This is a genomic window from Xanthomonas sp. WHRI 10207 (assembly GCF_040202975.1).
GTDB lineage: Bacteria > Pseudomonadota > Gammaproteobacteria > Xanthomonadales > Xanthomonadaceae > Xanthomonas.
Genome location: NZ_JBEGDX010000006.1, coordinates 96,069 through 121,126 on the forward strand (window position 1 = coordinate 96,069; position 25,058 = coordinate 121,126).

Sequence of the window (25,058 nt, forward strand, 5' to 3'; positions counted from 1 at the left end):
TGCGGTGGGTTGGCTGTGCCAAGAAGCGGACTGTACCGATTGCTGTGCTGCACACCACAGGTTTGCGACGGCCGGTGGATTCGCTCCGACCAGCACGACCTCTTGGCGCGGCTGGGCGCATCGCGGCGACAGGGTTGCAGGTGAATGCCGGCACCCCGCGCGGAGGTGCCACGACGATGGCACCTCCGCGTACTCGCCTCTTGCGCAGCGTCAGTCGCGCGTTGTCGGCGGGGTGAGCGGCATGGCCTGCGCCAGCGACGTGCAGTGCAGGCTCGGCATGCTGGACGCCCGGTGAAGCGGGGCGGCTGCCAAGGATTGACCAAGCGAGCGCAGGCGCGCAGACTGCGCCGCGCCGCCGCCCGGATCACCGGTCGGTGCGCATCTTTCGGAGCCTTTACTCATGTCCAGCGACAGTCACCCTAGACCCGGGTCGATGACCCAGCTGGCGCGCGCCTGAGGCTCAGGTTCGCCGGCTGTCATCGACGACGGTCGTCACCAGGCGAACCACCATGTACAACGAAACCCTGCGCCTTGCCCAAGGCGTCGATGCCTTGACCGCACCCCTGGCCGAGCTCAACACGGCCGATGCGGTGGAATATCTCAACACGCTCGATCGCGACGATGCGGCACACGTGCTGGCCGCGTTGCCGCCGCCGCGTGCGGTGAAGTTGCTCGAACAACCCGAGCTGCGCGATGCCAGCGCACTGGTCGCCCTGCTGCCGGCCGAGCAGGCCGCCTCCTTGCTCGGGCAGATGGCCGACGACCGCGCCACCGATATCTTCCACGGCCTGGATGCCGAGCAGCGCCAGCCGCTGCTGTGGTTGCTCAGTGCCGAAGCGCGGCTGTCGATCCAGGCGCTGATGCGCTACCCGCCCAACACCGCCGGTGCGCTGATGACCACCGAATTCGTGGCGGTGTCGTCCGACTGGACAGTGGGCCGCACCTTGCAGCACATCCGCGAAGTGGAGCGCAGCCGCGAGACCGTGTACGCCATCTATCTGCTCGACCCGGCCACCCGCGTGCTGCAGCAGGTGGTCACCATGCGCCGGCTGATCACCGGTGCGCCGGAGGCACTGATCCTGGAGGTGGCACAGGTCAATCCGCCGGTCACCGTGGACCCGGCGCTGGACCAGGAAGAAGTGGCGCGCCTGATCCGCCGCCACGACCTGCTCGCGATCCCGGTGGTGGATGCGCGCGGGCATGTGCTGGGCATCGTCACCGTGGACGATGTGCTCGACGCATTGATCGCCGAATCCACCGAAGACGTGCACAAGTTCGGCGGCATGGAAGCGCTGGACAAGCCCTACATGCACATTGGGTTTGGCCAGATGATCAAGAAGCGCGCCGGTTGGTTGAGCGTGCTGTTTCTTGGCGAAATGCTCACCGCCAGCGCCATGCAGCACTTCGAGGACGAGTTGTCCAAGGCGGTGGTGCTGACTTTGTTCATTCCGTTGATCATGAGCTCGGGCGGCAACTCCGGCTCGCAGGCCACTTCGCTGCTGATCCGTTCGCTGGCGCTGCGCGAAATCCGCCTGGGCGACTGGTGGAAAGTGGCGCTGCGCGAGCTGCCCACCGGGCTGACCCTGGGCGCGATTCTGGGCGTGCTGGCGATCGTGCGCATCGCCATCTGGCAGACCGCCGGCCTGTACGACTATGGCCCGCATTGGCAGATGGTGGCGTTGACCATCGGTGCGGCGCTGATCGGCATCGTCACCTTCGGCTCGCTGTCCGGCTCGATGCTGCCATTCGTGCTGCAACGCTTCGGCTTCGACCCGGCCAGCGCCTCGGCACCGTTCGTGGCCACGCTGGTGGATGTCACCGGGCTGGTGATCTATTTCAGCATTGCCGCGGCGATCTTGAGCGGCACGTTGTTGTAAGACAGGGCGATACAGGCCTGGCGAGCAATCGCCAGGCCTGTCTCTATGGGGGACGTGTCTAGGTTGACCGAGAGGGTGATGTCTGCGCGCTGCGCGCACGGATATCGATGACTTCGTCCCTGGCGTATCAGATCAGCAGCATGGCGGATCGCCGGATGTGGCAACGCCTGTAGCGCACCCTCGGTTGCGGTAGCTCCCTAGGCTTGGCACACGCGTGCTGCACAGCACGCCCATGCCTGGATCCATCAGTGCGTGTACCGTAGCGCGATGGCAGTGTTCTCCCCCGCACAATGAGTACCTATCACCTGCAACAGGTCTTCCGCCCCAGCACCGTTGCGGTGGTGGGTGGCAGTCCGCGCGATCGCTCGGCCGGGCGGGCGGTGGTGCGCAATCTGCGCACGGCCGGCTTCCCTGGGCAGATCGGTTGGGTGAGCCCGCGCTACAGCGAGATCGATGGCGTGCGCACGGTGGCGCGCTTGACCGATCTGCCGTGGGTGCCGGACCTGGTAGTGATCACCGCGCCGGCGCGCATCGTGCCGCGCATCGTCTCCATCGCCGCGCGGCGCGGGGTGGCAGCAGCCATCATCCTCACCGCCGGTTTGGGCCGTGGCCCTGGTTCGCCGGCCGCACGCATGGAAGCGGCCGCACGGGCAAAGGGCATGCGCATCCTCGGCCCGCATTGCCTGGGCGTGATCGCCCCGCATGCGCGGCTCAATGCCAGCATCGCCGCGCACTGCCCGCAAGCCGGCGATCTGGCGCTGATTTCCGAATCCAGCGCCATTGCCGCTGCCTTGGTGGAATGGGGCGTGGCACGCTCGGTGGGGTTCTCGGCGGTGGTGTCGCTGGGCGATACGCTGGATGTGGACTTCGGCGACCTGCTCGATTACTTCGCCACCGACTACCGCACCCGCGCCATCCTGCTCTACGTCGAACGCATCGGCGATGCGCGCAAGTTCATGTCGGCCGCGCGTGCGGCCGCACGCGCCAAACCGGTGGTGGTGGTCAAGTCCGGCCGCCAGTTCCGCATCAATCCCAATGCCGATACCCACGCGCAGGCGCTGGCCGGCTCGGACGCGGTGTATGGCGCCGCGTTCGCGCGTGCCGGGCTGCTGCGCGTTGGCGCATTGGACGAGTTGTTCGCCGCGGCCGAAACGCTGGGCCGGCTTGGTAGCTTCCCGGGCCGGCGTCTGGCCATCCTGAGCAATGGCGGTGGGGTGGGGCAGCTGGCGGTGGACCAGTTGGTGCTGCGCGGCGGCACGTTGGCCGAGTTGTCGGCCAAGACCCTGGAGCGGCTGGACCAGTCGCTGCCGGAAGGGTGGTCGCGCAGCAATCCGGTGGACATCATTGTCGACGCCGATGGCGCGCGCTATGCCGCGGCGATCGAAGCGCTGCTGGACGACCCCGAAAACGACGCCTTGCTGGTGGTCAACGTGCCCACCGCATTCACCTCCTCGGCCGACGCGGCCAAGGCGCTGACCCGCGCGCTGGAGCAACGCAACCGCTATCAGCGCGACAAGCCGGTGTTCGCGGTGTGGCTGGGCCAGGACGACGCGGCGATCGCCGCGCTCAACGCCGCGCGCGTGCCCACCTACGCCACGGAATCGGATGCGGTGCGCGGCTTCACCCACCTGGTGCGCTATCGCGAGGCGCAGGCGGCGTTGATGGAAACCCCGCCCAGCCTGCCGGAAGACTTCGTGGTGGATGCGGGCATCGCGCGTGCGGTGGTCGATGAAGCCTTGGCTGCGGGCCGGCGTTGGCTGGACCCAGTGGCGACCAACCGGCTGCTGGCCGCCTACGGCATCCCGATCGTGCCGTTGCAGGTGGCCACCACCGCCAACGAGGCGGCCTTGCTGGCCGACCCGCTGCTGGCAATGGGGCGCACGGTCACCTTGAAGGTGTTGTCCGGCGACATCGCGCACAAGTCCGACGTGGATGGCGTGCGCCTGAACCTGTCCAGCGTGGCGGCGGTGCGCGAGGCGGCGGCCGGCATCCTGGCGCGTGCCCGCGCCGCGCTGCCGAACGCGGTCATCGAAGGGGTGATCGTGCAGCCCACCGTGCTGCGGCCCAAGGCGCGCGAGTTGATCGCCGGCATTGCCGACGACCCGGTGTTTGGCCCGGCGATCGTGTTCGGCCGTGGCGGCACCGCGGTGGAGGTGATCAACGACCGCGAACTGGCGTTGCCACCGCTGGATCTGCGCCTGGCGCACGAGCTGATCGGCCGCACCCGCGTCTCGCGCATCCTCAAGGCCTATCGCGACGTGCCGGCCGCCGACGAGCGCGCCGTGGCGCTGGTGCTGGTCAAGCTGGCGCAGCTGGCCGCCGACATCCCGGAAATCACCGAGCTGGATATCAACCCGCTGCTGGCCGACCGCGATGGCGTGATCGCGCTGGACGCCCGCGTGGCGGTGGCGCCGGCACGCAAGCTGCACAAGGGCCGCGGCCATCCGCGTTTTGCGATCTTCCCGTACCCCAAAGAATGGGAGCGCCAGATCGCGCTTGGCGATGGCACCCATGCGCTGGTGCGCCCGGTGCGTCCGGAAGACGATGCATTGTTCCGCGCCTTCTTCGCGCGGGTCACCGACGAAGACCTACGGTTGCGGTTCTTCCAGTCGGTCAAGCATTTCAGCCACGAATTCATCGCCCGCCTGACCCAGCTCGATTACGCCCGCTCGATCGCGCTGGTGGCCATCGACCCCAAGACCGGCGACATGCTTGGCGCGGTGCGCCTGCATGCCGACGCCGATTACGAGCGTGGCGAGTACGGCATCCTGATCCGCTCCGACCTCAAGGGCCACGGCATCGGCTGGCAGCTGATGCGCATCATGATCGAGTACGCGCGCTGGCTTGGCCTGAAGCAGATCGAAGGCCAGGTGCTGCGCGAGAACCGCACCATGCTGGCGATGTGCCAGAGCCTGGGCTTTGGCGTACGCCCGGATCCGGACGATGCGACCCTGATGGCGGTGACACTGCCGGTAGCCGGCTGAGGCGCGTGCAGCGGGCGGAGCCTTGCTGGTACTGGGCTGGGAATGGCCGTAGACTCCTGCTGCACGGGATTCCACCCGCAGCCGATTCCGATTTCATGGACGATGTCATGTTGGAAGGCGATGATCGGTCGACGCGCTTCACCCTTGCCGCAGTGCCAGATCTGCACGCGCACGGCGTCACCGGAGCGCGATTTGCCGCCACACCACGGTCGGAGCCAGACAGTGGGCAGGCGCGACGCGTTGGCAGATGGCCTTCCCCCCTTTTTGCTCGCTCCGTCCTGAAACGCGTAGGCATCGCCTGCGTGCCAAGGTCGTGACCGCTCGTTTTCGTCTCAGCACTGTCGGGAGTTTCAATGTTTCGTGATTTTAGAATGTCGTTTGTCATCACCGCGCTCTGTCTGGGCGTCGCGGCGTGGTGGGGCCATAACTCGAGCATGGGGATGTGGCAGGCGTTGTGGCTGTGCGCCGTGCTGAGCGTGCTCGAAGTCTCGCTGTCCTTCGACAATGCCGTGGTTAACGCCGGCGTGCTCAAGCACATGAGCGAATTCTGGCGGAAGCTGTTTTTGACCGTCGGCATTCTGATCGCCGTGTTCGGCATGCGCCTGGTGTTTCCCATCGTGATCGTGTCGGTGGCGACCGGCATGGGCTTGATGCCGGTGATCGATCTGGCGCTCAACGAGCCGGACAAATACAGCCAGGTCCTGACCGACCACTATCCGTCCATTGCGGCGTTCGGTGGCATGTTCCTGCTGCTGGTATTCCTCAACTTCCTGTTCGATCGCGACCGCGAGCTGCATTGGTTGGGTCCGGTTGAGCGGCTGGTCGGCAAGCTGGGCAAGGCAGACGCCATGGCCGTCATCGTCGCCGTCGCCGTGCTGCTGGGGACCAAGCTGTTCCTGCCGCAGGACATCTTCCAGAGCGTGCTGTTTGCCGGCATGGGCGGCATCTTGCTGTACCTGCTGGTCGATAGCGTGGATGCGCTGTTCGAATCAGAAGAGGACGAAAACGGAGTCAGCGTCGCCAAACGCTCGGGCGTGGCTGCGTTCTTGTACCTGGAAGTGCTGGATGCGTCCTTCTCCTTCGATGGCGTGATCGGCGCGTTCGCGATTACCCGTGACGTGGTCATCATCATGCTGGGCCTGGCGATCGGCGCGATGTTCGTGCGCTCGATGACGGTCTATCTGGTGCACAAGGGCACGCTGGACGAGTTCGTATTCCTGGAGCACGGCGCGCACTACGCTATCGGCGTGCTGGCGATCATCATGCTCATCGGCACGGTGCAGCATGTGCCGGAAGTGCTGACCGGCCTGATCGGTGTGGCTTTCATCGCGGCATCGGTGTGGTCATCGATCCGCTACCGCAAGCGGCATCTGGCTGGCGACAGCGCGTAGCCGACTGTCGTTCGCTGCGTTCGGCAGGGAACGACGCTGGTACGGCCAGGTCCACAGCGTCGCGCGACGCCGGCCTGGCCGGCAGCGCGCTGCGCCTGCCGCATGTCTGGCCAGCGTGTCTGACACGATAAAGCCGCCTTTTTCCCGCATTTCCTTTATCAGGTGAAGTTATGCGTCGTTTGCCCGTCTATCTATTGCTCGATACCTCCGGATCCATGCGCGGCGAGCCGATCGCTGCGGTCAATGTCGGGCTGCGTGCCCTGGTGACCTCGCTGCGGCAGGATCCATCGGCCCTGGAGAGCGTACACATCTGTTTGATGACCTTCGACGCGGACGTGAAGACCATCCTGCCGCTGACGCCGCTGGACCAGTTGCAATTGCCGGAAATCACCACGCCCGATTCGGGTCCCACCATGCTCGGCAAGGCGCTGGAGCATGTCTGCGAGCGTGTGGATCTGGAAGTGCGTCGTTCCAGCGAAGACGCCAAGGGCGATTGGGCGCCGCTGCTGTTTGTGATGACCGATGGCAGTCCCACCGATCTGCAGGTGTTCGAAGAACAGATTCCCGAACTGCGCAAGCGCAACTTCGCCAACATCATCGCCTGTGCGGCGGGGCCCAAGGCCAAGTCGACGTACCTGTCCATGTTCACCGCCAATGTGTTTGCGCTGGATACGCTGGACAGCGCGTCGTTCACCAGCTTCTTCAAGTGGGTGTCGGCAGCGGTCAGCGGTGGCAGCCGGAGCCAGGGCACCCCGGAGAGCACGGCGCTGCCGCCGCCGCCGAGCGAAATCCAGCTGGTGCTGTAAGCGCAGTTGCCGTGTTGTTGAGTCGCTGTCTTCGTTGCGGAGTTTGAGATGCGTCGCCTTCCGATCTATTTCCTGCTCGACGTCTCCGAGTCAATGATCGGGGAAAACCTGTATCGGCTCGAAGAAGGCCTGTCGCATATCGTGGCGACGTTACGGACCGATCCGCACGCGCTGGAAACAGCGTGGATTTCGATCATCGCCTTCGCCGGCCAGGTGCGCCGGTTGCTTCCACTGACCGAACTGACGAGCGTGGTCGTGCCCAGCCTGCCGGCGGGCGGTGGGACCTCGCTGGGCCGGGCGATGAACTACCTGATGGACGAGGTAGACGCCTCAGTGCGCCGCAACAGCCCTGAGCGCAAGGGCGACTGGAAGCCGATCGCCTTCCTGATCACCGATGGCAAGCCAACCGACGATATCGCGCCGGCACTGTCGCGCTGGCAGCAGCACTACGCCAGCCGCGTCTCATTGGTGGCGGTCTCGATCGGGCGCAATGCCGACCTGGGAGTGCTCAGCCAGTTCACCGATGCCGACAAGGTGCTGACGCTCGATGACAGCAGCGACGGTGCGTTCCAGCGCTTCATCGCCTGGGTCACGCAATCGGTACAGGCGCGTAGCCGCAGCGTGGGCGATGTGGCCAAGGAAGAGCAGCTGCCGGACGCCGATGTGTCGATCCTGAAGAAGCTCAATCTGGACAAGCCGATGGAGCGCGTCGACGAGTCCAACGCCTACTTCGTGTCAAAGTGCCAGCGTAGCGAATTGCCGTATATCTCGCGCTACGAGCCCATGCATCAATCCTTCGATGTCGGCAGCGCGCAACTCAGTGCCACCACGTATCGGTTGGTGGGCTGCTATCCGGTCAAGAACAGTTATTTCGAGATGTCGTCGGAGGCGCCCAACTTCGCCACGGTGGAGTCGGACCAGATCTTCGGCACGCCAAGTTGCCCGCATTGCGGAAACCGGATCGGATTTGCGATGTGTTCCTGCGGCAATACGTTCTGCGTTGCCGGGGAAGGGGAGCAGACCTGCCCATGGTGCAAGCAACGCGCCTATTTCGGCTGTTTCGCCGATGGGGAATCGGTCGAAATCTCGCGTGCACGGGGCTAGCTGATGTCGCCATTGCCACCACCTGCGCCACCGGCGCGCGCACAGGCGCAGGCCGCCCTGGCCGAGGTGCTTGGCAGCTACCTCCGTCAGCATGGCGTTGCGCCGGAACCGGCCCGGCTCCGGCAGCTGCTGCAGGAAGCGCCGGTGCTGGAGTTGCTGCATTGGCTCGACGCCACCGCCTTGCGCATGGCGCCGCCGCTGGCAGGCGCGTTGGCATCCACGCCCCCGCCCGCTCCCTCCCCGACTGCCGCGGCGCAGGTTGCAACGGTACCGAGTCAAGCCGGGCAGACCCCGATCGAGTCGTTCACGCTGGGCGAGATGGATGCTCCTGCGGTACCGGCGTCGGCTACTGGCGTGGCGGTCGATGCGCTCTTCGTGGCGCCCGCCACCACCGCAGCCACAACGGCGCTGCGGTGGCGATTTGCCAACGCCACCGCGGGCACGCCGTATCGCGCTCAGGCCACGCCGGTCAGCGATCCGCAGCGGCCCCAACTTCAGTACCGCCTGGTGGCCGTGGAGGGCCTTCAGGGAAGCGGCTTGCGCTTCGACGCCGCGGACGGCGTCCTGTCCGGTGTGCCGAGCACCGCCACGGCGACCGGTGAAGAAATGCATTTTGCGGCGCGGTTCGTGGCGGTCGACGCCGCAGGGGGCGCCCCAGTGCATGCCGGGGTGGCCAGCCTGCTGGTCAATCCAGACCCGCGCGCGCTGTGGAAGCAGCGAGAGCCGGATGCAGCCTTGGGCCTGCGTAAATCGCATACCGCAACGGCGTACGCGCAGATTGCTGGCGCGCAGGTGGTCGCCGCCAGTGTGCGCGGGCGGTCACATGCCAATACGGCCAGCTTCCGCGAAGACGATTTCGCCATTGCCACCGACCGAGATGCACGCTGGCTGGTCTGCGCGGTGGCAGATGGCGCCGGGTCGGCGCCGCTGTCGCGACGCGGCTCGGAGCTGCTGACCCGGCATGCCGTCACCACGCTGGCGGCGCACCTGGATGGCATCGAATGCTGGGCGCACAACCAGGCGCTGCAGTGGCCGCAGCACGCCGAGGTCCTGCCCCGGCTGCAACCCCGTCTGTTGCAGGCCGTGTGCGCCAGCCTGGTCTCGGCCAACCAGGCACTGGTCCAACACGCCTCCTTGCTTGGTGTCGATGAAAGTGCACTGGCCTCGACGCTGATGCTGACCGCCGTGCGGCCCTGCGGCGCGCAGCTGCTGGTCCTCAGCTACTGGATCGGTGATGGCGCCGCAGCAGCCTACGACGCTGCCACTGGCCAAGTGCAGTTGCTCGGGCATGCCGACGCCGGTGAGTACTCCGGTCAAACCCGGTTTTTCCTTTCCGATGCGTTAGCCGGCGATCCGCAGGCGGCCGTGCAGGCGCGCTTGCGCTGTGTGTGGCTGCCCGCAGGCGCGAAGGTGATCCTGATGAGTGACGGGGTGTCCGATCCCAAGTTCGGCACCGAGCGTGCCCTGCAGGACCCTGCGCAGTGGCAGCACTGGTGGCAGACCGATATTGCGCCGCAGCTGCACGCTGAGCAGGGCAGTGCGCGCTGGTTGGACGCGCTGGTGGACTATCTCGGCTTTTGGTGCCCGGGCGAGCATGACGATCGGACCTTGTTGATGATTCAGACGGAGCGGGTGCAATGAGCGCTGCCATCATCCGGACCACCGCCCACGATGGCAGCGCTGTCGAGTTCTACGACCAGCTGCGCGGCAGTGGCGGGCTGAAGGATTGCTATTTCAGCGTGGACGGCAGCTATGTGGTGCTGTTTTTTCGCCAGCCGCCCGATGCCAACGTGCGCGAGCGGATTGCCAATATCGTTGGCCGTTTCCGCGACGGTATCTTCAATCAGGTTGGTGGCGAGTACTGGAGCGGCATGTTCTGTTGGCCGCAACGTACCCTGGAATGGAATGGCCGCTTCGGCCTGGTTGCGCCGATGTACGCGCGGCATTTCTTCTTCGAACATGGCTCGCGCAATGGCGATGTGCTGCAGATCGTCGGCCGCGAGAAAGAAGGCAAGTGGTTCGCCTCTGCCAATAATCGCAGCAAGTATCTGGATCCGCGCGAACTGGGGAGCTGGGCCAGCCACCTGCGCATCTGCCTGCTGATTGCCCGCGCAGTCCGCCGCCTGCATATGGCCGGGCTTGCGCATTCCGATCTGTCCTACAAGAACGTGCTGGTCGATCCGGTTGGCGGCAACGCCTGCATCATCGACATCGATGGGCTGGTGGTGCCAGGGAAATATCCGCCGGATGTGGTCGGGACGCCGGACTTCATTGCGCCGGAGGTCGTCGCTACCGCCAGCCTGCCCAAGCACGACCCGCAGCGGAGCCTGCCCTGCATCCAGACCGATCTGCATGCGCTGGCCACCCTGATCTACATGTACCTGCTGTATCGCCATCCATTGCGTGGCGGCAAGGTGCACGACCCGGATGCCACGCGCGACGAAGAGTTGGCGATGGGCGAACGCGCGCTGTTTGTGGAGGATCCGCAGGATGCGTCCAATCGGGTGCGCTTGAGCGATGTGCGCAGCAGCGAACTGCCTTGGGCCGATACCGCCACGCGCCCGTATACGCTGACAGGCCCCTACCTGTCGCCGCTGTTTCTGCGCGCCTTTACCGTCGGGCTGCGTGATCCGCAGCAGCGGCCGCAGGCCTCGGAGTGGGAAGACGCGCTGGTGCGCACCGTCGATCTGCTGCAGCCATGCACCAATGCCCGGTGCGAGCAGGGGTGGTATGTCTTCGACAACACGTCGCGGCCGCGCTGTCCGTTCTGCTCCACGCCCTATCCCAATGCGTTGCCGGTGCTGGATCTATATTTCTCCACGCACACGCCCGGTCAGTTCCGGCCGGAAAATCATCGTTTGGTGGTGTACACAGGTCAGTCCCTGTTTCCCTGGCATGTCAATCGACATGTCGCGCCCAATGAAAAGCTGGCCCTCGAGCAACGGCGACGCGTGGGCTACTTCGTGCTGCACGAGCAGCGCTGGTATCTGGTCAATGAGGCGATGCCCGAGCTCTACGATGCGTCCGGCGGCATGCTGGTCCCCATCGGCGAGAAGGTGGAGCTGACACAGGGGCGGCAGCTGCTGCTGTCGCGTGCGGAGGGTGGGCGCCTGCTGCATGTGCAACTGGTCCAGGCCGACGCGGGAGCCAATGCCGCTGCGGTTGACTAGACCTGCGGGGCAGGTCACTCTTTCGACCTGCAAATTGCACAGCGGCTGCGCCGATGCAGCGGTACAGCGCAGACGGGCCAGGCCAGGGAGGGGCAGTGACGAATCTACAGATCGGACAGAACATCGCCCTTGAGGGCGACCGCCTCGACGCGCAGATCGTGGTCGCTGGCGCGCCTTCCGGCATGGACCTGGATGTCAGCGCATTCGTCCTGAACGCCCAGAGCCAGGTCATCGATGACAGCGCTTTCGTTTTCTATGGGCAGCCCAGCTTTCAGGCAGGCGCAGTCACGCTCGATGCCGCCGCGCGGCGGGTGAGCGTGCAGCTGTCGGCGTTACCGGCAGCGGTCGAGCGCGTGGCCGTTGCGATCACCATCGATCAGGGGATACGGCGTGCGCAGCGCTTTGCGCAGCTGCAGCATCTGACCCTGGAGGTGACGGGCGGTGGCCAGGCTTGCAGCTTTGCCCCGCCGCTGGTCGGCATGGCAGAGACGGCGTTGATCCTGGCCGAGTTCTATCGGCGCAACGGCCAGTGGAAGCTGCGCGCGGTGGGGCAGGGATTTACCGGGGGGCTGGGCCCGCTGGCAAAGCATTTCGGCGTGGATGTGGCTGACGATCCGGACGCGACCACTACCACGTCCGCACCGGCACCTGCAGCTGTGCCGCCGCCTGTGCCGGTCGCCCCGCCGCCGCCGCCGCCGGTAAATCTGTCCAAGATCGTGCTGGAGAAATCCAAGCCGGTCGCACTGGAGAAAGCGTCAGGCAAGTTTGGTGAGATTGCGGTCAACCTGCGCTGGAGTCGCGGTGGTGGCCTGTTTTCGCGTGCCATCGATCTGGATCTTGGCGCGATGGTGGAAATGCAGGACGGAGACAAGACGGTCATCCAGGCGCTGGGCGGCAATTTCGGCAGCCTGGCGCAGATGCCGTACGTCAAGCTCATGGGCGACGATCGCAGCGGCAGCTCCGGTCAAGGCGAATTCCTGCACCTCAATGGCGATGAGTGGTCGCGCATCAAGCGCGTGTTGATCTTCGCCTTTATCTACGAGGGCACCCCCAATTGGTCCAACGCCAATGGCGTGGTGACCATCCGTACCCCGGGCCAACCTGAGCTGGAAGCGCGCCTGGACAGCCCGAACAATCGCGACGGCATGTGCGCCATTGCCCTGCTCGAAAATAGCAACGGCACCCTTCGTGCAACCAAACAGGTGGAATATTTCACCGGGCACGACACGATGGATCAACGGTTCGGCTTTGGTTTTGAATGGAGAGCCGCTCGCAAGTAGCCGGTTTGTCGCGTCCGGCGGGCGCTGCCGTGTGTCCGTGGACGATCACCCGCGTTTCCCAGGAACCGCAAGGTTCTGATTCTTACCCCGTAAATCTAAGGAGTTCAGTATGAGCGTCAGTCTTTCCAAGGGCGGTAACGTCAATCTCAGCAAGGAGGCACCTGGCCTGAGCGAAGTGGTTGTGGGCCTGGGCTGGGATCCGCGCGCCACCGACGGTAGCGAATTCGATCTGGATGCCAGTGCATTCCTGCTCAAGCCGGACGGCAAGGTGCCTGACGACAGCAGCTTCATCTTCTACAACAACAAGACCTCCGCGGACGGTTCGGTCGTGCACCAGGGCGACAACCGCTCCGGCGCCGGCGAAGGCGATGACGAGCAGATCACTGTCGCGCTCAACGGCGTCCCCGCCGCTGTCGACAAAGTGTCTTTTGCAGTCACCATCCACGAGGCCGAAGGCCGTCGCCAGTCGTTCGGCATGGTGGGCAATGCGTACATCCGCGTCGTCAACAAGGCCGACAACAAGGAACTGGCGCGCTACGACTTGACCGAAGACGGCTCCACCGAAACGGCGATGATTTTCGGCGAGCTGTACCGCAATGGCACCGACTGGAAGTTCCGTGCGGTTGGCCAGGGTTTCAAGGGTGGCCTGGGTCCGCTTGCTGCACAGTACGGCGTCAACATCGGTTGATTCCGCATGGGTCGCTGCGTTGGCGCAGCGGCCACGAAGATGGATCATCAGTGGCCGCGCGAATGCAGATTCGCGCGGCCACCTTCACACCGGGCCCGGCTCGGTGATGACTCAAGGAGACTGCAATGAGCGTTAGTTTGAGCAAGGGACAGCGGATCTCGCTGAGCAAGGAAGGCGGCGCACAGCTGACCAAGGTGGTCATGGGGCTGGGTTGGGATGCAAAGAAGACCAAGGGGTTCTTGGGGTTTGGCCAGCGTGACCAGTCGATCGATCTGGACGCCTCGTGCCTGATGTTCAACGATGCCAATCAGCTGGTCGACCAGATCTGGTTCCAGCAATTGGACTCGCGTGACGGCAGCGTTCGACATACCGGCGACAACCGCACCGGTGATGGCGATGGCGACGACGAGCAGATCGTCGTGCAGCTGGACAAGATTCCGACCGGAATCAAGAGCCTGGTGTTCATCGTCAACAGCTTCACCGGCCAGAGTTTTGCGGAAATCGAAAACGCGTTCTGCCGCCTGGTGGATGCCAACGGCAACAAGGAAGTCGCACGCTACAACCTGTCGTGCCAGGGCAATCACACTGCCCAGCTGATGGCCAAGCTGTACCGCCATGAAAACGACTGGAAGCTGCATGCCATCGGCGAGTCCTGCTCCGGCCGGACGTTCCACGACATGCTGCCGGTCATCAACGGCCAGCTGTAAACGGTTAGTTGTAAACATCCAGGACGGCTGCCGCGCCTGCGGCGCCGTCCTTATCGGTCGGCACCATGCGCGGGGCCGCGTTTGATCTTTCGAGTATCCGTATGTCACTTCCCCACGCACGCGTCTGGTTCAACCGGCACTACGCGACTATTGCACGCATCATCGATCATCTTCGTGGCGAGGCCGAGCCGCTGCCGATCTGGACATGCGTCTCCCATCGGCAGGAGAACTTCCGCGGCTTTGCCCGTGCCGACCATGCCTTGCTCGAACCTGCGGGCCTGAACCCGGCTGACTATCTGCAGTGGTGCTATCAGGTGGTGCAACAGCTGCAGATCACCCACCTGGTGCCCGGCTACGAGCAGAGCCTGCTCACCCGCCACCGCGCGGAGTTTGCGGCGCTGGGCTGCCAGATCGTGCATGCAGCGCCTGCGGACATCCTTCCCAACCTGCATCACAAGCAATGGGTCTACGCGGCAGTGGACGGGTTGGTACCGCTGCCGGAGTACCGCTATGTAACCACGCTGCCGGAGGCGGTTGAGGCGGTCGAGCAGCTGAGCGCGAATGGGGCGGTATGCGTCAAGCCCACCGTGTCGGTATATGGCAAGGGCTTCTATCGACTGGTGGACGGGATCGAGCCGAGCACCTATGCCTGCAGCCCGCAGGAATGGATCGGGCGCATGCAGCGCCTGCCAGAGTTTGAGCCGCATCTGGTAATGCGCTATCTGCCCGGTGTGGAGTACAGCGTGGACATCGCCGCGCGCGATGGCGAGGTGCTGGCATGTGTGGTGCGCCAGAAGGATCCCAACAGCAAGGTGCAGCAGCTTTCCATGCGCGCGGATCTGGTGGGCTTTGCCACCGCGATGGTGAAGCGCTTTGGCGCCAACGCGCTGATCAACGTGCAGTTCAAGGACGACATCGCTGGTGCGCCGATGTTGCTGGAAATCAATCCGCGTGCGGCCGGTGGGATCGGCATGAGCTGCATGTCCGGCATCAATCTTCCGCATATTGCGTACCGGGCCTGCATCTTCCCCGAATTGCCGGTGCATGTTCCTGCGCCACGCCTGGGCATTCGAGTGACCGAGATCTCGCTCGCGGTGGAGCTGCCCGATGCGCATCCCTTGCCTGGCACGGTGATGTCGAAGGTTGCGGTCGACGCATGAGCACGCTGCAGGTCACCTTGCCCACCGGCACGTTGCACTGCGCCGGCCAGCCCGGCAATCGCCGTGCGCTGACCGATATCTGTGGCGTTGGTGCGCGCCGCAATCCCAAGCGCGGCTTCGTCTTCGTCTCCAAGGTACTGGGCAAGCACTGGCCCGCCTCGCCGTCCACGATGGCGCAAGTGCAGGCCGAGCTTGCGGTGCAGATTCCGGTGCCGGCCGATGAGATGGTCTTGTTTGTGGCGCTGGCCGAAACCGCAACCGGTCTGGGTCACGGGGTGTTCGAAGCGTTCCTGCAACGCGCCGGCAGCCGGGCGATGTTTCTCCAGACCACCCGCTACCCGCTCGACGGCGCGCAGGTGCTGCGCTTCGAGGAAGAACATAGCCATGCCACCCAGCAGTTTCTCTACCTGCCCGAGTCGCCCGCGCTGCGTGCGGCGCTCGAACAGGTGAGCACGGTGGTGCTGGTGGATGACGAGGCGACCTCGGGCCGGACCTTCTTGAACCTGGCAACCGCCTTGCGAGCGGTGTGCCCGCGCCTGCGCACGGTACACCCGGTGGTGCTGACCGATTTTTCCGAAGGCCGTGTGCAGGCGTTGCTGTCCGCGCTGCCAGGCATTGCCGAGGTTGCGCCGATCTCGCTGTGGTCCGGCACGCACCGTTTCGAACGTGATCCTGTGGCTGTGCTGGCACCGGCACCGGTGGCCTACGCAGCGGTGGCCTGCCGTCGGCAGCATGTCAGCGCCTACACCGCCCGCCTGGGTCTGGCCGCCGCCATCGCGCTGCCGGACGCGCTGGTGCAGGCTTGCCATGCGGCGCTGGACCAGCGTCCGGTCCTGGTGATTGGTACCGGCGAATGCATGTATCCGGCGCAACGGCTGGCGCAGGCGCTGGAGGCGCTGGGTCATGCGGTGGTGGTGCAATCGACCACGCGCTCGCCGCTGATGCAGGCCGGCGCCATCGACGACATCGCCATGGTGGAGGACGTGTATGGCGAGGGGATTCCCAACTATCTCTACAACCTGACGCGTTCCCCGGGCGCGGTGCGGATCGTGGTGCACGAAAGCCGCGAGCGCGCCTGCGTTGACCGACTGGTGCAGCAGCTGCAGGCCATCGAAGTGGATCTGGTCGAGCAGCGGGTCACCACGCCGATGCAGGCGGTGGCCTAGATGTATCAGGTGGCCTTGGTCGATCTGGACGACACCCTGTTTTCATCGTTGCGCAAGCAGCCGCAGGCAGAGGGGCTGGAGCCGGCGGCGTTGTTGGTCGATGGCACCGCGGTGAGCTACACCTCGCCGCGCCAGCGCGTGTTCGCACAGTGGCTGCGGCAGGCCGATCTGGTGGTGCCGGTCACGGCGCGCACGCTCGATACGTTCGCGCGCGTGCTGCTGCCTTTCCACGGCCCGGCGATCGTGGCCCATGGCGCTACCATTGTGGATGCGCAGCGGCAGATCGACCCGGTGTGGGCGGCAACGATCCAGACCCAGATGCAGGCACAGCTGCCGGTCCTGCAGCAGCTGCAACAGGCCTTGTCGGACCGCTTCGGCGATGCGCTGGAGGTCAGCATTGCCGGCGCGCCGCAGCAGCCGGCGTATCTGGTGGCGCGCGAGCCTTCGCGCGACGAACAGGCGGTGCGCAGGATTTCCGACCAGGTCATCGCGCCATGGGTGGCGCAGCATCCCGGATACACCCATCACGTCAACGGACGCAATCTGGCGGTGCTGCCACCGTGCGTGGACAAGCGACTGGCGGTGCGGTATCTGCTGGACGGGCTACGCCAGCAGCATGGCGAGCTGTTCGTGGTGGGAGCAGGCGATAGCGTGACCGATCTGCCGTTCATGTCGCTGTGCGATCTGGCGATCGTGCCCACCGGGTCGCAGGCCTGGGCGCAGGTGCGCGGCCTGGTTGACGGGGCGCACGCATGACATCGGTCGGGTTTTCGGGCAGCTATGCGCCAGGTGATGTGACCTTTCTGCTGACCCAGATCGCCGTCGCGCCGATGGCGGATCTGCAGGAAAAAGAACGCCTGATCCAGGGGGGGCGCACGCATTATTCGGAAATGCTGACGCCGGAGCAGTTGCCAGCTCCGGAATACCTGGCCTTGTTCCGCAGTGCCGTGGCGCGTCATCTGCCCACGATGGCGCGCGACCTGCTGCAACTGGCGAGCGCGGTGCGGCAACGGCATGCGCGTCCGGTGCTGGTATCGCTGGCGCGTGCCGGCACGCCGATCGGGGTGGCATTGCGGCATGTGTTTGCCAGCCGCTGGGGCATGGACGTGCCGCATTATTCGATCTCGATCCTGCGCGGCCGTGGGATCGACCGCGTGGCGCTGGCCCACCTGTGCGCGCAGCACGATCCGGCATCGTTGGTGTTCGTTGACGGCTGGACCGGCAAGGGAGCGATCACCGCCGAATTGCATGCCTCGGTGGCGGGCTTCAATGCCGCGCAGGGCACGCAGGTGTCGTCGGATCTGTTTGTGCTGGTGGATCTTGCCGGGAGTAGCGCCGGCCACGGCTCAACCGAGGATTATCTGATTCCGTCGGCCATTCTCAATGCCACCGTGTCGGGCCTGGTCAGCCGTACCGTGCTCAATGCCAGCATTGCCCCCGGCCAGTTCCACGGCTGCGTGCTGTACCAGGACCTGCGCGCGGGCGACATGTCGCAATGGTTCGTTGCGCAGTTGCTCCAGGCGGCAGCAGCGCTGCCTGCGCCGGTGCATGATGGCGCCGCGCAACCGGCGCAACGTCGCGCGGCTGCACTGCGCTGCACCGATAGCCTGCACCAGTTGCGCGCGGCATTTGCAGTGCGCGATGACCACTGCCTGAAAGTGGGCATTGGCGAGACCACCCGGGCAATGCTGCGACGTGCCCCGCGCGCGCTTTGCCTGCAACGCCCGGACGATGCCGATACCGCTCATCTGCGCTGGCTGGCGCAGACCCGCGGGATTGACGTAAACATTCTTTCCAGCCTGCCATTGAAGGCGGCTGCGGTCATCAAGGATCTGCGACATGTCTGAAGCCTATCGGTTGGGCGCCTCGCTGTACGTGCCTGCGACCAACGACAATCTTTCCGAAGTGCTGTCGGGACGTCAGTTTCCGCAGGCGCGTTCGCTGATCGCCTGCACCGAGGATGCGGTGTCGTCCACCGACCTGCCGCATGCGATGAGTCACATCCGACGCACCTTGTCGACCTTGCCACCACGGTCGCACGGCCCGCTGCGGTTCATTCGTCCGCGCAATGCCGAAGTGCTTGGGCAATTGCTGGCGATGCACGACATCGACCGCGTACACGGGTTCGTGCTGCCCAAGATCGATACCGACACGCTGGCCGCTTATGAGCGGCAGCTGGCCGATCACGATTTTTGCATCATGCCGACCCTGGAGACGCCGCAGGCGATGGACCCGTTGGGGCAGCGCGAGATCCGTGGCTGCCTGCAGGGCAGCCCGTTGAGTTCGCGGGTGTTGGCTGTGCGTATCGGCGGCAACGACCTGCTGAGCATGCTGGCAATGAAGCGGGTACGCGGCACCACGATCTACGACACCCCGGTGGGCCTGGTCATTCAGCAACTGGTTCTGGCATTCCGGCCGTACGGCTTCCAGCTCACCGCGCCGGTCTACGATTTCTTCGACGATCCGCAGACATTGCGGCGTGAACTTGCCATCGATACCGCGATGGGGCTGGTCGGCAAGACCGCGATCCATCCGATGCAGATCCCCGTGATCGAGGACGGGCTGCGGGTTAGCGACGAAGACTTACGCGCTGCGCGCGAGGTGCTCGGCGCCACCACGGCCGTCTTCAAATCCAATGGCGGCATGGTCGAGAAGGCCGTCCACACCCGTTGGGCGCAGGCCATCATTGCGCGACAGGCGATCGTGGCGCTGTGAGTCAGTGAGTCGTGGCTGGCCAGTCAGGCCAGCAGGACAGGTGCAGGCTGCGCGCCTAGGCTGGTTGGATCAGTCAGGTGCGGTCCCTTGCTGAGTGCAGGGGCGCTTGCAAAACTGTGACCGCCTGCAACCAGTGCGTGTGCGGCAGCCAACCCAACCGAACCCAACTGGTCAGCAAAAATGCCCGTTTGGGCCTTGACTGCGCAGTCGAATTGGCGGGTCCTGCGGCCTGGCGACGACCGTTCGTCAGACAGTGCTTTGTGCCACAAGGGTTTGCGGTTTTTTCCTACATTTGGTGTTGACCCCTCCCAGCTACCCCACTATCTTGGGGGAGTCGGTGGTTGGCTGCCCCAAGCAGCTGGACCTGAAAGAGCACGAACTGCGGTAGGTACGCGGTCGATCAGCCTCCTCGCCGCAACCGCATTCGGTTTCATCCAGTCATCCAGGGCAGCGCCGTGGAGCGGACTGCGTGGGCCGATGGGGTTGCGGTTGTTTCGCCACTGACCACCACGCGACAGCACACCGCGCGGTGGCGGCCGTGGAATCTCCGGTAAGGAGATGGCTGGTGATGGCGATGCCGCCGCAGACTGCGTGTCTTGCGTGCTGGTCGTCCCGCACCGTCATCGCTGTCCAGGGAGTCCGGAACCGGTCGTAGCCCGTCCCCGAGCGGGTTCGTGTGCCTACGCATGGAGGACGCATGACCACCAACGACACCCTTGCCGCGATCGCCGCCGGTACCCTAACCAACACCAGCGTTCCCGCCAGTGTCAGCGCGCCCGCCCGTAGCGCGCCGGAGTTGACCGACCCGTCGGACGTCGTGCCGCCCCCCCGCCAAGCCATTGCAATGCACGCACAGACCATCGAAGAACAAACCGTTTCCACCTGGATCACCAAGGAAGCCGGCAATCGCAAGATTCCGTTCGAGCCGGAGCGCCTGGAGCGCGCCATCGATCAGATCCATGCCGAGTTCCCGCAGCTGGACGTGGCCGACTACAAGCGTTCGGTGTTCGGCTTTGTCGATCGCAAGGACAGCGTCAATGCCGACGACCTGGTCGACCACCTGATCCGCGAGGCCGAAGCCCGCGTCGATCTGACCACCCCGGAGTGGGAGCACTTCGCTGCGCGTCTGTACCTGCGCCGCCTGTACAAGCGCGCCAGCCGCAACCGCTTCTACGACGCCAGCCAGAAGTACGGCTCGTTCGTTGGCCTGCAGGAAAGTCTGGCCGACCGTAATGTCTATTCCAACGACATCCTGCGCCGCTATTCCAAGGACGAGCTGATCGAAGCCGGCAAGATGATCGCGCCCGAGCGCGACACCTTGTTCGCCTACAACGGCCTGTACCTGCTGGCCACCCGTTACCTCGCCACCGACAACTCGCGCGGCGTGTTCGAGCTGCCGCAGGAGCGTTGGCTGACGATTGCGCTGTACCTGATGCAGGATGAGATCGGCACCGGCAAGGGTAGCCGCGAGCGCCGCATGCAGCTGGTGGGCGAGGCCTACTGGGCGCTGTCCAACCTGTACATGACCGTGGCAACGCCGACGCTGGCCAACGCCGGCAAGGTCGGCGGCCAGCTGTCGAGCTGCTTCATCGACACCGTCGACGACAGCCTGCAGGGCATCTACGACTCCAACACCGACGTGGCGCGCGTGTCCAAGCACGGCGGCGGCGTGGGCGCGTACCTGGGCTATGTGCGTTCGTCCGGTTCGGCGATCCGCGGCGTGTCCAATTCGTCCGGCGGCGTGGTGCCGTGGATCAAGCAGCTCAACAACACCGCCGTGTCGGTGGATCAGCTGGGCCAGCGCAAGGGCGCCATCGCGGTCTATCTGGACATCTTCCACCGCGACATCGAGTCGTTCCTGGATCTGCGCTTGAACAACGGCGACCAGCGCCTGCGCGCGCACGACGTGTTCACCTCGGTTTGCATCCCGGACCTGTTCATGGAAGCGGTCGAGCGTCGCGGCGACTGGTACCTGTTCGATCCGCATGAGGTCAAGCGGGTCAAGGGCTGGTACCTGCAGGATTTCTACGACGAGAAGAAGGGCGACGCCAACAGCAGCTTCCGTCGCAAGTACGAAGAAGTCGTTGCCGACGAGCGCATCACGCGCAAGACCGTCAAGGCGATCGAAATCTTCAAGCGCATCATGGTCAGCCAGCTGGAAACCGGCAATCCGTTCATGTTCTATCGCGATGAAGTCAATCGCAAGAACCCGAACAAGCACGAGGGCATGGTCTATTCGTCCAACCTGTGCACCGAGATTCTGCAGAACATGAGCCCGACGCGGATGATGCAGGAGATCATCAGCGGCAATCAGATCGTCACCACCAAGAAGGCGGGCGATTTCGTCGTGTGCAACCTGTCCTCGATCAACCTGGGCCGCGCAATCATCGCGCAGGACGACCAGGCCGATCTGCTGGGCGCCGACGTGCTGGAGCGGTTGATCCCGATCCAGGTGCGCATGCTCGACAACGTGATCGATCTCAATCAGCTGCCGGTGCCGCAGGCCACGATCACCAACCAGAAGTACCGCGCCATCGGCCTGGGCACCTTCGGTTGGCATCACCTGCTGGCGCAGAAGGCCATCCATTGGAATGCCAAGGAAGCCGAGGATTACAGCGACGAACTGTATGAGCGCATCAACTACCTGACCATCCAGGCGAGCATGGAGCTGGCCAAGGAAAAGGGCACCTACAGCGTGTTCCGCGGCAGCGACTGGCATAACGGCGAGTACTTCCGTGCGCGCGATTACAACAGCCCGCAGTGGCTGGAGTTGTCGGCACAGGTGTCGGTCAATGGCGTGCGCAATGCGTGGATGCTGGCCGTGGCGCCGAACATGAGCACCGCGCAGATCGCCGGCTCCACCGCCTCGATCGATCCGATCTACAGCGCGTTCTACTACGAAGAAAAGAAGGACTTCCGTCGTCCGGTCGCCGCTCCGGGCCTGTCGCTGGAAACCTGGCCGTACTACGAAAAGGGTGCCTACAAGGTCGACCAGTTCGCCAGCGTGCGCCAGAACGCGCGTCGTCAGCGCCACATCGACCAGTCGATCAGCTTCAACTTCTACGTGCCCAGCACCATCCGTGCGAGCACGTTGCTGGATCTGCACATGACCGCCTGGCGCGAAGGCTTGAAGACCACGTATTACGTGCGCTCCAACGACATCGATATCAGTGAGTGCGAGTGGTGTAGTAGCTAAGCGCATTCGCGCTTCGCTTCCACGGTTCGCGTTGCGAACCGTGGACCCTGCTTCACCAGCTCCCACACCCCGCGCCTTCGGCGCGCCCCCTAACTTAGGGGGCTTTCCTCCAGCGCGATTTTGCCGCCGTCGTCCCGCTCCACACGCGAGCTAGACCCGGAACACGAATAGAGAAACCCATGTCCGCAACACCGCTTGAGCGCATCAAGATTCTGGAGCCGCGTCACCCGAACCGTTCGACCAGCATCATCAATGGTCAGACCTCCGGCATCCTCAACTGGAACGACATTCCGTACCCGTCCTTCTATCGGGCGTACAAGGAGCTGTCGACCAACTTCTGGATCCCCGACGAGGTGGACATGAAGGGCGATGCGCGCCAGTACAACGAGCTGTCGTCGCGCGAAAAGAATGCCTACGATTCGATCATCGGCTTGCTGGCCACGCTGGATTCGCCGCAGACGCGCTTCATCTACAATGTCGCCGAATACATCACCGACCCGGCCGCGCATGCCAATGCCGCGATCATCGGCCAGCAGGAAGTGATCCATAACGAGAGCTACAGCTACGTGCTGGCCTCGATCACCGGCCTGGCCGATCAGAACCGCGTGTTCGAGCTTGCGCGCACGCATCCGACCATCATCAAGCGCAATGCGCCGATCATGGGCGCCTACGACGACTTCCTGCGCGACAAGACCGCCGAAACGCTGATCCGCGCGCTGATCCAGTCCTCGATCCTGGAAGGCATCAACTTCTATTCCGGCTTTGCGTATTTCTACAATCTGGTCCGCCAGAACCGCATGACCGGCACCGGCAAGATCATCAGCTTCATCAACCGCGATGAGCTGGCGCATTCCAAGTTCATCAGCGAGCTGATTCGCGCCATCATCGGCGAGAACCAGGCGCTGCAGGGCGACCAGCTCACCGACTACGTGCACAAGGCGTTCGAGCACGCGATCGATCTGGAAACGGTGTGGACCGCCGAAGTGCTGGACGGCATCGACGGCATCGACGTGGACGAGATGATCCGCTACGTGAAGTACCGCGCCAACAAGATGGCCGGCATGCTCGGCATCGAGAAGCTGTATGAAGGCGCCAACGACAACGTGATGCCGTGGATCAAGGCCTACGCCGACAACTTCACCGAAACCAAGACCGACTTCTTCGAGATGCGCAATGCGTCGTACAAGAAGACCAATTCGGATAATGGGTTCGACGATTTGTAGCAGAAGAAGCAAAAAAGAACCCGCCACTGTGGGCGGGTTCCAGATCGATCTTTTACAACTTAGCTGATTAGATCTGCCGGGTCGTGGACTGTGCGCGCTAACGCACATTTCGCCACCCGGGGCCCGGGATAGGCGGATGCCAGAGAGGCGATTCGCACTACACCAGATTTGGAGCTTCGTCAACAATTTGCACTCGCTGACAGCACGCATCCTACAGAGAGTTGGACGCCAGGCCTAGTGCCTTCGGTCACCTTTCGACAGGATGGGTAGTTCCATTTCTACCGGTTCGTTGCGCCTCTTAGTTCTATCAAGAGGTCAGCATGACAACTCACGCCAAGAGTGTGTTTGTGCATTCGTACACTAGGTTCCGTAATGGGCGCCTGGAGAACGTATGTCAGCACTTTCGTTCGCTACCCAATCATTGATTGGTAGTTGTTAACTGGGTAAATGGGAGGGGCGTCGGTGTACCGACGCCCCAATCTGAGTTGCTGTGTTGCTTTGGAGTTGGAAATGATCCCTACAGCTGTCAATGAAGGCTGTTACAGCGCCTCATTTGAGCGCCGGTAATGCCATAGTGAATAAATCAAATTATGAAGATCCTTCTTGCCGTAGCATCGCTTAGTGGCAATACCCGCGACGTAGCAAGGTTGGTCAGCGCTCGCTGCGCAGAGCATGGATTGGCACTGGATTGGATTGAGACCGACATGCAGACGCTTGCTGATGCGCCAGCTCCGCCAAGTCAATATGACCTGTTCATGCTTGGCACTTGGACGGACAACGGAGGGCGCACGCCGGCGGAAATGAAGTCTTTCATCATTGATATGGTAAAGCTGGTGGGAAAGCCTTCACACGTGGCGGTTTTTGGCACTGGCGAAACACAGTGGGGCGAGGAGTACTATTGCGGCGCCGTCCACCGCATTGCACAGTTCTTCGCCAGTACCTTTCCCGTTCTGACAATCGAGCAGATGCCTCACGGTGTAAGTGACGCAAACATCATCGCTACCTGGACTGATCAAGTCCTGGCCCATTGCCAACATAGTCCCCAAGATGCAAACCATTACAGTCACCTCGCCTGAACACTACGTAGCCACTTTGGCAGCCCACCCGCGTGCGCTCGTGGATTTCTATAAAGACGACTGCCCTGGCTGCCGCATGCTCGACATGTCGCTGGACAGATTTGCTAAAAGTGATGCCGCCAGTGGCGTGGCCTTGTTGAAGGTCAAGCTGGAAGTGGTAGGTCATGACTTCTTTCGGGATCTCGGCTTGCGCCAGACCCCAACTCTGTCGCTGTACCGCGACGGCAGCGAAGTGGCGCGCCTGCCTGGTTTCCAGTCGCCGGCGCAGGTAGAGACCGCGGTCAAGACCAGCCTCTGAACCTGCGTCTGCGCGCCACGTGCCAGCACGGCCTAGCGCTCCTGTAGGAGCGGCCCCGGCCGCGAGGGCATTACCGATACCACCCATCGCACCACCCGTGCGATGGATGCGCGGTGCACCTGCATGCAGCTGTCAATCGGCGGGCCGCCACGCGCAAGCCGGATGCCGGTGCCCGCCCATACGGCATGGCCTGCACTGCGCGCTCGCGCACGCCGCT

Annotated in this window: 19 protein-coding genes; all 19 read left to right on the plus strand. The window is 64.0% G+C overall.

Features of this window, described 5'->3' with window-relative positions; all coding sequences use genetic code 11:
• Positions 1 to 509: 509 nt before the first annotated feature.
• The 19 genes from mgtE to ABQU90_RS18265 all read left to right on the plus strand — a co-directional run bounded on the left by mgtE (position 510) and on the right by ABQU90_RS18265 (position 24,841).
• Positions 510 to 1,877, plus strand: a complete 1,368-nt coding sequence (mgtE, locus tag ABQU90_RS18175) for a magnesium transporter (protein ID WP_323523158.1) — start codon at positions 510 to 512, stop codon at positions 1,875 to 1,877.
• 290 nt (positions 1,878 to 2,167) lie between these two features.
• Complete coding sequence (locus ABQU90_RS18180; RefSeq protein WP_323523159.1) at positions 2,168 to 4,861, plus strand: bifunctional acetate--CoA ligase family protein/GNAT family N-acetyltransferase; 2,694 nt, start codon at positions 2,168 to 2,170, stop codon at positions 4,859 to 4,861.
• Positions 4,862 to 5,214: 353 nt separating this feature from the next.
• Complete coding sequence (locus ABQU90_RS18185) at positions 5,215 to 6,252, plus strand: DUF475 domain-containing protein (protein WP_115514222.1); 1,038 nt, start codon at positions 5,215 to 5,217, stop codon at positions 6,250 to 6,252.
• Between the two features lie 170 nt (positions 6,253 to 6,422).
• Entirely contained in the window at positions 6,423 to 7,058 is a 636-nt protein-coding gene (locus ABQU90_RS18190; RefSeq protein WP_115554883.1) for a vWA domain-containing protein, read from the plus strand.
• Positions 7,059 to 7,106: 48 nt separating this feature from the next.
• Positions 7,107 to 8,162 (plus strand): TerY-C metal binding domain-containing protein, encoded by a 1,056-nt coding sequence (locus ABQU90_RS18195; protein ID WP_115514221.1) that lies wholly within the window; start codon positions 7,107 to 7,109, stop codon positions 8,160 to 8,162.
• Positions 8,163 to 8,165: 3 nt separating this feature from the next.
• Positions 8,166 to 9,803 carry a protein phosphatase 2C domain-containing protein gene (locus tag ABQU90_RS18200; protein ID WP_323523160.1) on the plus strand — a complete coding sequence of 546 codons (1,638 nt, stop codon included), beginning with the start codon at positions 8,166 to 8,168 and terminating at the stop codon, positions 9,801 to 9,803.
• Complete coding sequence (locus ABQU90_RS18205) at positions 9,800 to 11,332, plus strand: helix-hairpin-helix domain-containing protein (protein WP_323518129.1); 1,533 nt, start codon at positions 9,800 to 9,802, stop codon at positions 11,330 to 11,332. The genes ABQU90_RS18200 and ABQU90_RS18205 overlap by 4 nt, the downstream gene beginning before the upstream one ends.
• A gap of 95 nt (positions 11,333 to 11,427) precedes the next feature.
• Positions 11,428 to 12,612 carry a TerD family protein gene (locus ABQU90_RS18210; protein WP_323523161.1) on the plus strand — a complete coding sequence of 395 codons (1,185 nt, stop codon included), beginning with the start codon at positions 11,428 to 11,430 and terminating at the stop codon, positions 12,610 to 12,612.
• A 109-nt stretch (positions 12,613 to 12,721) separates the two neighbouring features.
• Positions 12,722 to 13,300 carry a TerD family protein gene (locus ABQU90_RS18215; protein ID WP_115514217.1) on the plus strand — a complete coding sequence of 193 codons (579 nt, stop codon included), beginning with the start codon at positions 12,722 to 12,724 and terminating at the stop codon, positions 13,298 to 13,300.
• Between the two features lie 125 nt (positions 13,301 to 13,425).
• The gene (locus tag ABQU90_RS18220; RefSeq protein ID WP_115514216.1) at positions 13,426 to 14,007 is read left to right on the plus strand and encodes a TerD family protein; all 582 of its coding nucleotides are present in this window, start codon (positions 13,426 to 13,428) and stop codon (positions 14,005 to 14,007) included.
• A gap of 101 nt (positions 14,008 to 14,108) precedes the next feature.
• Complete coding sequence (locus ABQU90_RS18225; RefSeq protein ID WP_323523162.1) at positions 14,109 to 15,167, plus strand: ATP-grasp domain-containing protein; 1,059 nt, start codon at positions 14,109 to 14,111, stop codon at positions 15,165 to 15,167.
• Positions 15,164 to 16,333, plus strand: coding sequence for a phosphoribosyltransferase domain-containing protein (locus tag ABQU90_RS18230; protein ID WP_323523163.1), 1,170 nt, complete (start codon positions 15,164 to 15,166; stop codon positions 16,331 to 16,333). The genes ABQU90_RS18225 and ABQU90_RS18230 overlap by 4 nt, the downstream gene beginning before the upstream one ends.
• Positions 16,334 to 17,089 carry an HAD family hydrolase gene (locus ABQU90_RS18235; RefSeq protein ID WP_323523164.1) on the plus strand — a complete coding sequence of 252 codons (756 nt, stop codon included), beginning with the start codon at positions 16,334 to 16,336 and terminating at the stop codon, positions 17,087 to 17,089.
• Positions 17,086 to 18,180 (plus strand): cysteine protease StiP domain-containing protein, encoded by a 1,095-nt coding sequence (locus ABQU90_RS18240; RefSeq protein ID WP_323523165.1) that lies wholly within the window; start codon positions 17,086 to 17,088, stop codon positions 18,178 to 18,180. Before ABQU90_RS18235 ends, ABQU90_RS18240 begins: the two co-directional genes overlap by 4 nt.
• Positions 18,173 to 19,048, plus strand: a complete 876-nt coding sequence (locus ABQU90_RS18245) for an HpcH/HpaI aldolase/citrate lyase family protein (protein ID WP_115514211.1) — start codon at positions 18,173 to 18,175, stop codon at positions 19,046 to 19,048. The genes ABQU90_RS18240 and ABQU90_RS18245 overlap by 8 nt, the downstream gene beginning before the upstream one ends.
• Before the next feature lie 697 nt (positions 19,049 to 19,745).
• Positions 19,746 to 22,244: a ribonucleoside-diphosphate reductase subunit alpha gene (locus tag ABQU90_RS18250; protein WP_055847057.1), complete on the plus strand. Its 2,499-nt coding sequence runs from the start codon at positions 19,746 to 19,748 to the stop codon at positions 22,242 to 22,244.
• A gap of 179 nt (positions 22,245 to 22,423) precedes the next feature.
• Complete coding sequence (locus tag ABQU90_RS18255; RefSeq protein WP_115514209.1) at positions 22,424 to 23,467, plus strand: ribonucleotide-diphosphate reductase subunit beta; 1,044 nt, start codon at positions 22,424 to 22,426, stop codon at positions 23,465 to 23,467.
• Between the two features lie 590 nt (positions 23,468 to 24,057).
• A complete protein-coding gene (locus ABQU90_RS18260; RefSeq protein WP_115529436.1) occupies positions 24,058 to 24,543 on the plus strand; it encodes a flavodoxin in 486 nt (161 codons plus the stop codon).
• On the plus strand, positions 24,515 to 24,841 hold the full coding sequence (locus ABQU90_RS18265) for a thioredoxin family protein (protein WP_115529435.1): 327 nt from the start codon (positions 24,515 to 24,517) through the stop codon (positions 24,839 to 24,841). Before ABQU90_RS18260 ends, ABQU90_RS18265 begins: the two co-directional genes overlap by 29 nt.
• The last annotated feature ends 217 nt before the right edge of the window (positions 24,842 to 25,058 follow it).

Bases quoted from the DNA above. Each gene is read 5' to 3' on its own strand.
- ABQU90_RS18185 (WP_115514222.1), top strand. From the start codon at position 5,215: ATGTTTCGTGATTTTAGAATGTCGTTTGTCATCACCGCGCTCTGTCTG.
- ABQU90_RS18245 (WP_115514211.1), top strand. From the start codon at position 18,173: ATGTCTGAAGCCTATCGGTTGGGCGCCTCGCTGTACGTGCCTGCGACC.
- ABQU90_RS18180 (WP_323523159.1), top strand. From the start codon at position 2,168: ATGAGTACCTATCACCTGCAACAGGTCTTCCGCCCCAGCACCGTTGCG.
- ABQU90_RS18230 (WP_323523163.1), top strand. From the start codon at position 15,164: ATGAGCACGCTGCAGGTCACCTTGCCCACCGGCACGTTGCACTGCGCC.
- ABQU90_RS18225 (WP_323523162.1), top strand. From the start codon at position 14,109: ATGTCACTTCCCCACGCACGCGTCTGGTTCAACCGGCACTACGCGACT.
- ABQU90_RS18220 (WP_115514216.1), top strand. From the start codon at position 13,426: ATGAGCGTTAGTTTGAGCAAGGGACAGCGGATCTCGCTGAGCAAGGAA.
- ABQU90_RS18200 (WP_323523160.1), top strand. From the start codon at position 8,166: ATGTCGCCATTGCCACCACCTGCGCCACCGGCGCGCGCACAGGCGCAG.
- ABQU90_RS18235 (WP_323523164.1), top strand. From the start codon at position 16,334: ATGTATCAGGTGGCCTTGGTCGATCTGGACGACACCCTGTTTTCATCG.
- ABQU90_RS18250 (WP_055847057.1), top strand. From the start codon at position 19,746: ATGACCACCAACGACACCCTTGCCGCGATCGCCGCCGGTACCCTAACC.
- ABQU90_RS18195 (WP_115514221.1), top strand. From the start codon at position 7,107: ATGCGTCGCCTTCCGATCTATTTCCTGCTCGACGTCTCCGAGTCAATG.
- ABQU90_RS18255 (WP_115514209.1), top strand. From the start codon at position 22,424: ATGTCCGCAACACCGCTTGAGCGCATCAAGATTCTGGAGCCGCGTCAC.
- ABQU90_RS18190 (WP_115554883.1), top strand. From the start codon at position 6,423: ATGCGTCGTTTGCCCGTCTATCTATTGCTCGATACCTCCGGATCCATG.
- ABQU90_RS18260 (WP_115529436.1), top strand. From the start codon at position 24,058: ATGAAGATCCTTCTTGCCGTAGCATCGCTTAGTGGCAATACCCGCGAC.
- mgtE (WP_323523158.1), top strand. From the start codon at position 510: ATGTACAACGAAACCCTGCGCCTTGCCCAAGGCGTCGATGCCTTGACC.
- ABQU90_RS18215 (WP_115514217.1), top strand. From the start codon at position 12,722: ATGAGCGTCAGTCTTTCCAAGGGCGGTAACGTCAATCTCAGCAAGGAG.
- ABQU90_RS18265 (WP_115529435.1), top strand. From the start codon at position 24,515: ATGCAAACCATTACAGTCACCTCGCCTGAACACTACGTAGCCACTTTG.
- ABQU90_RS18205 (WP_323518129.1), top strand. From the start codon at position 9,800: ATGAGCGCTGCCATCATCCGGACCACCGCCCACGATGGCAGCGCTGTC.
- ABQU90_RS18240 (WP_323523165.1), top strand. From the start codon at position 17,086: ATGACATCGGTCGGGTTTTCGGGCAGCTATGCGCCAGGTGATGTGACC.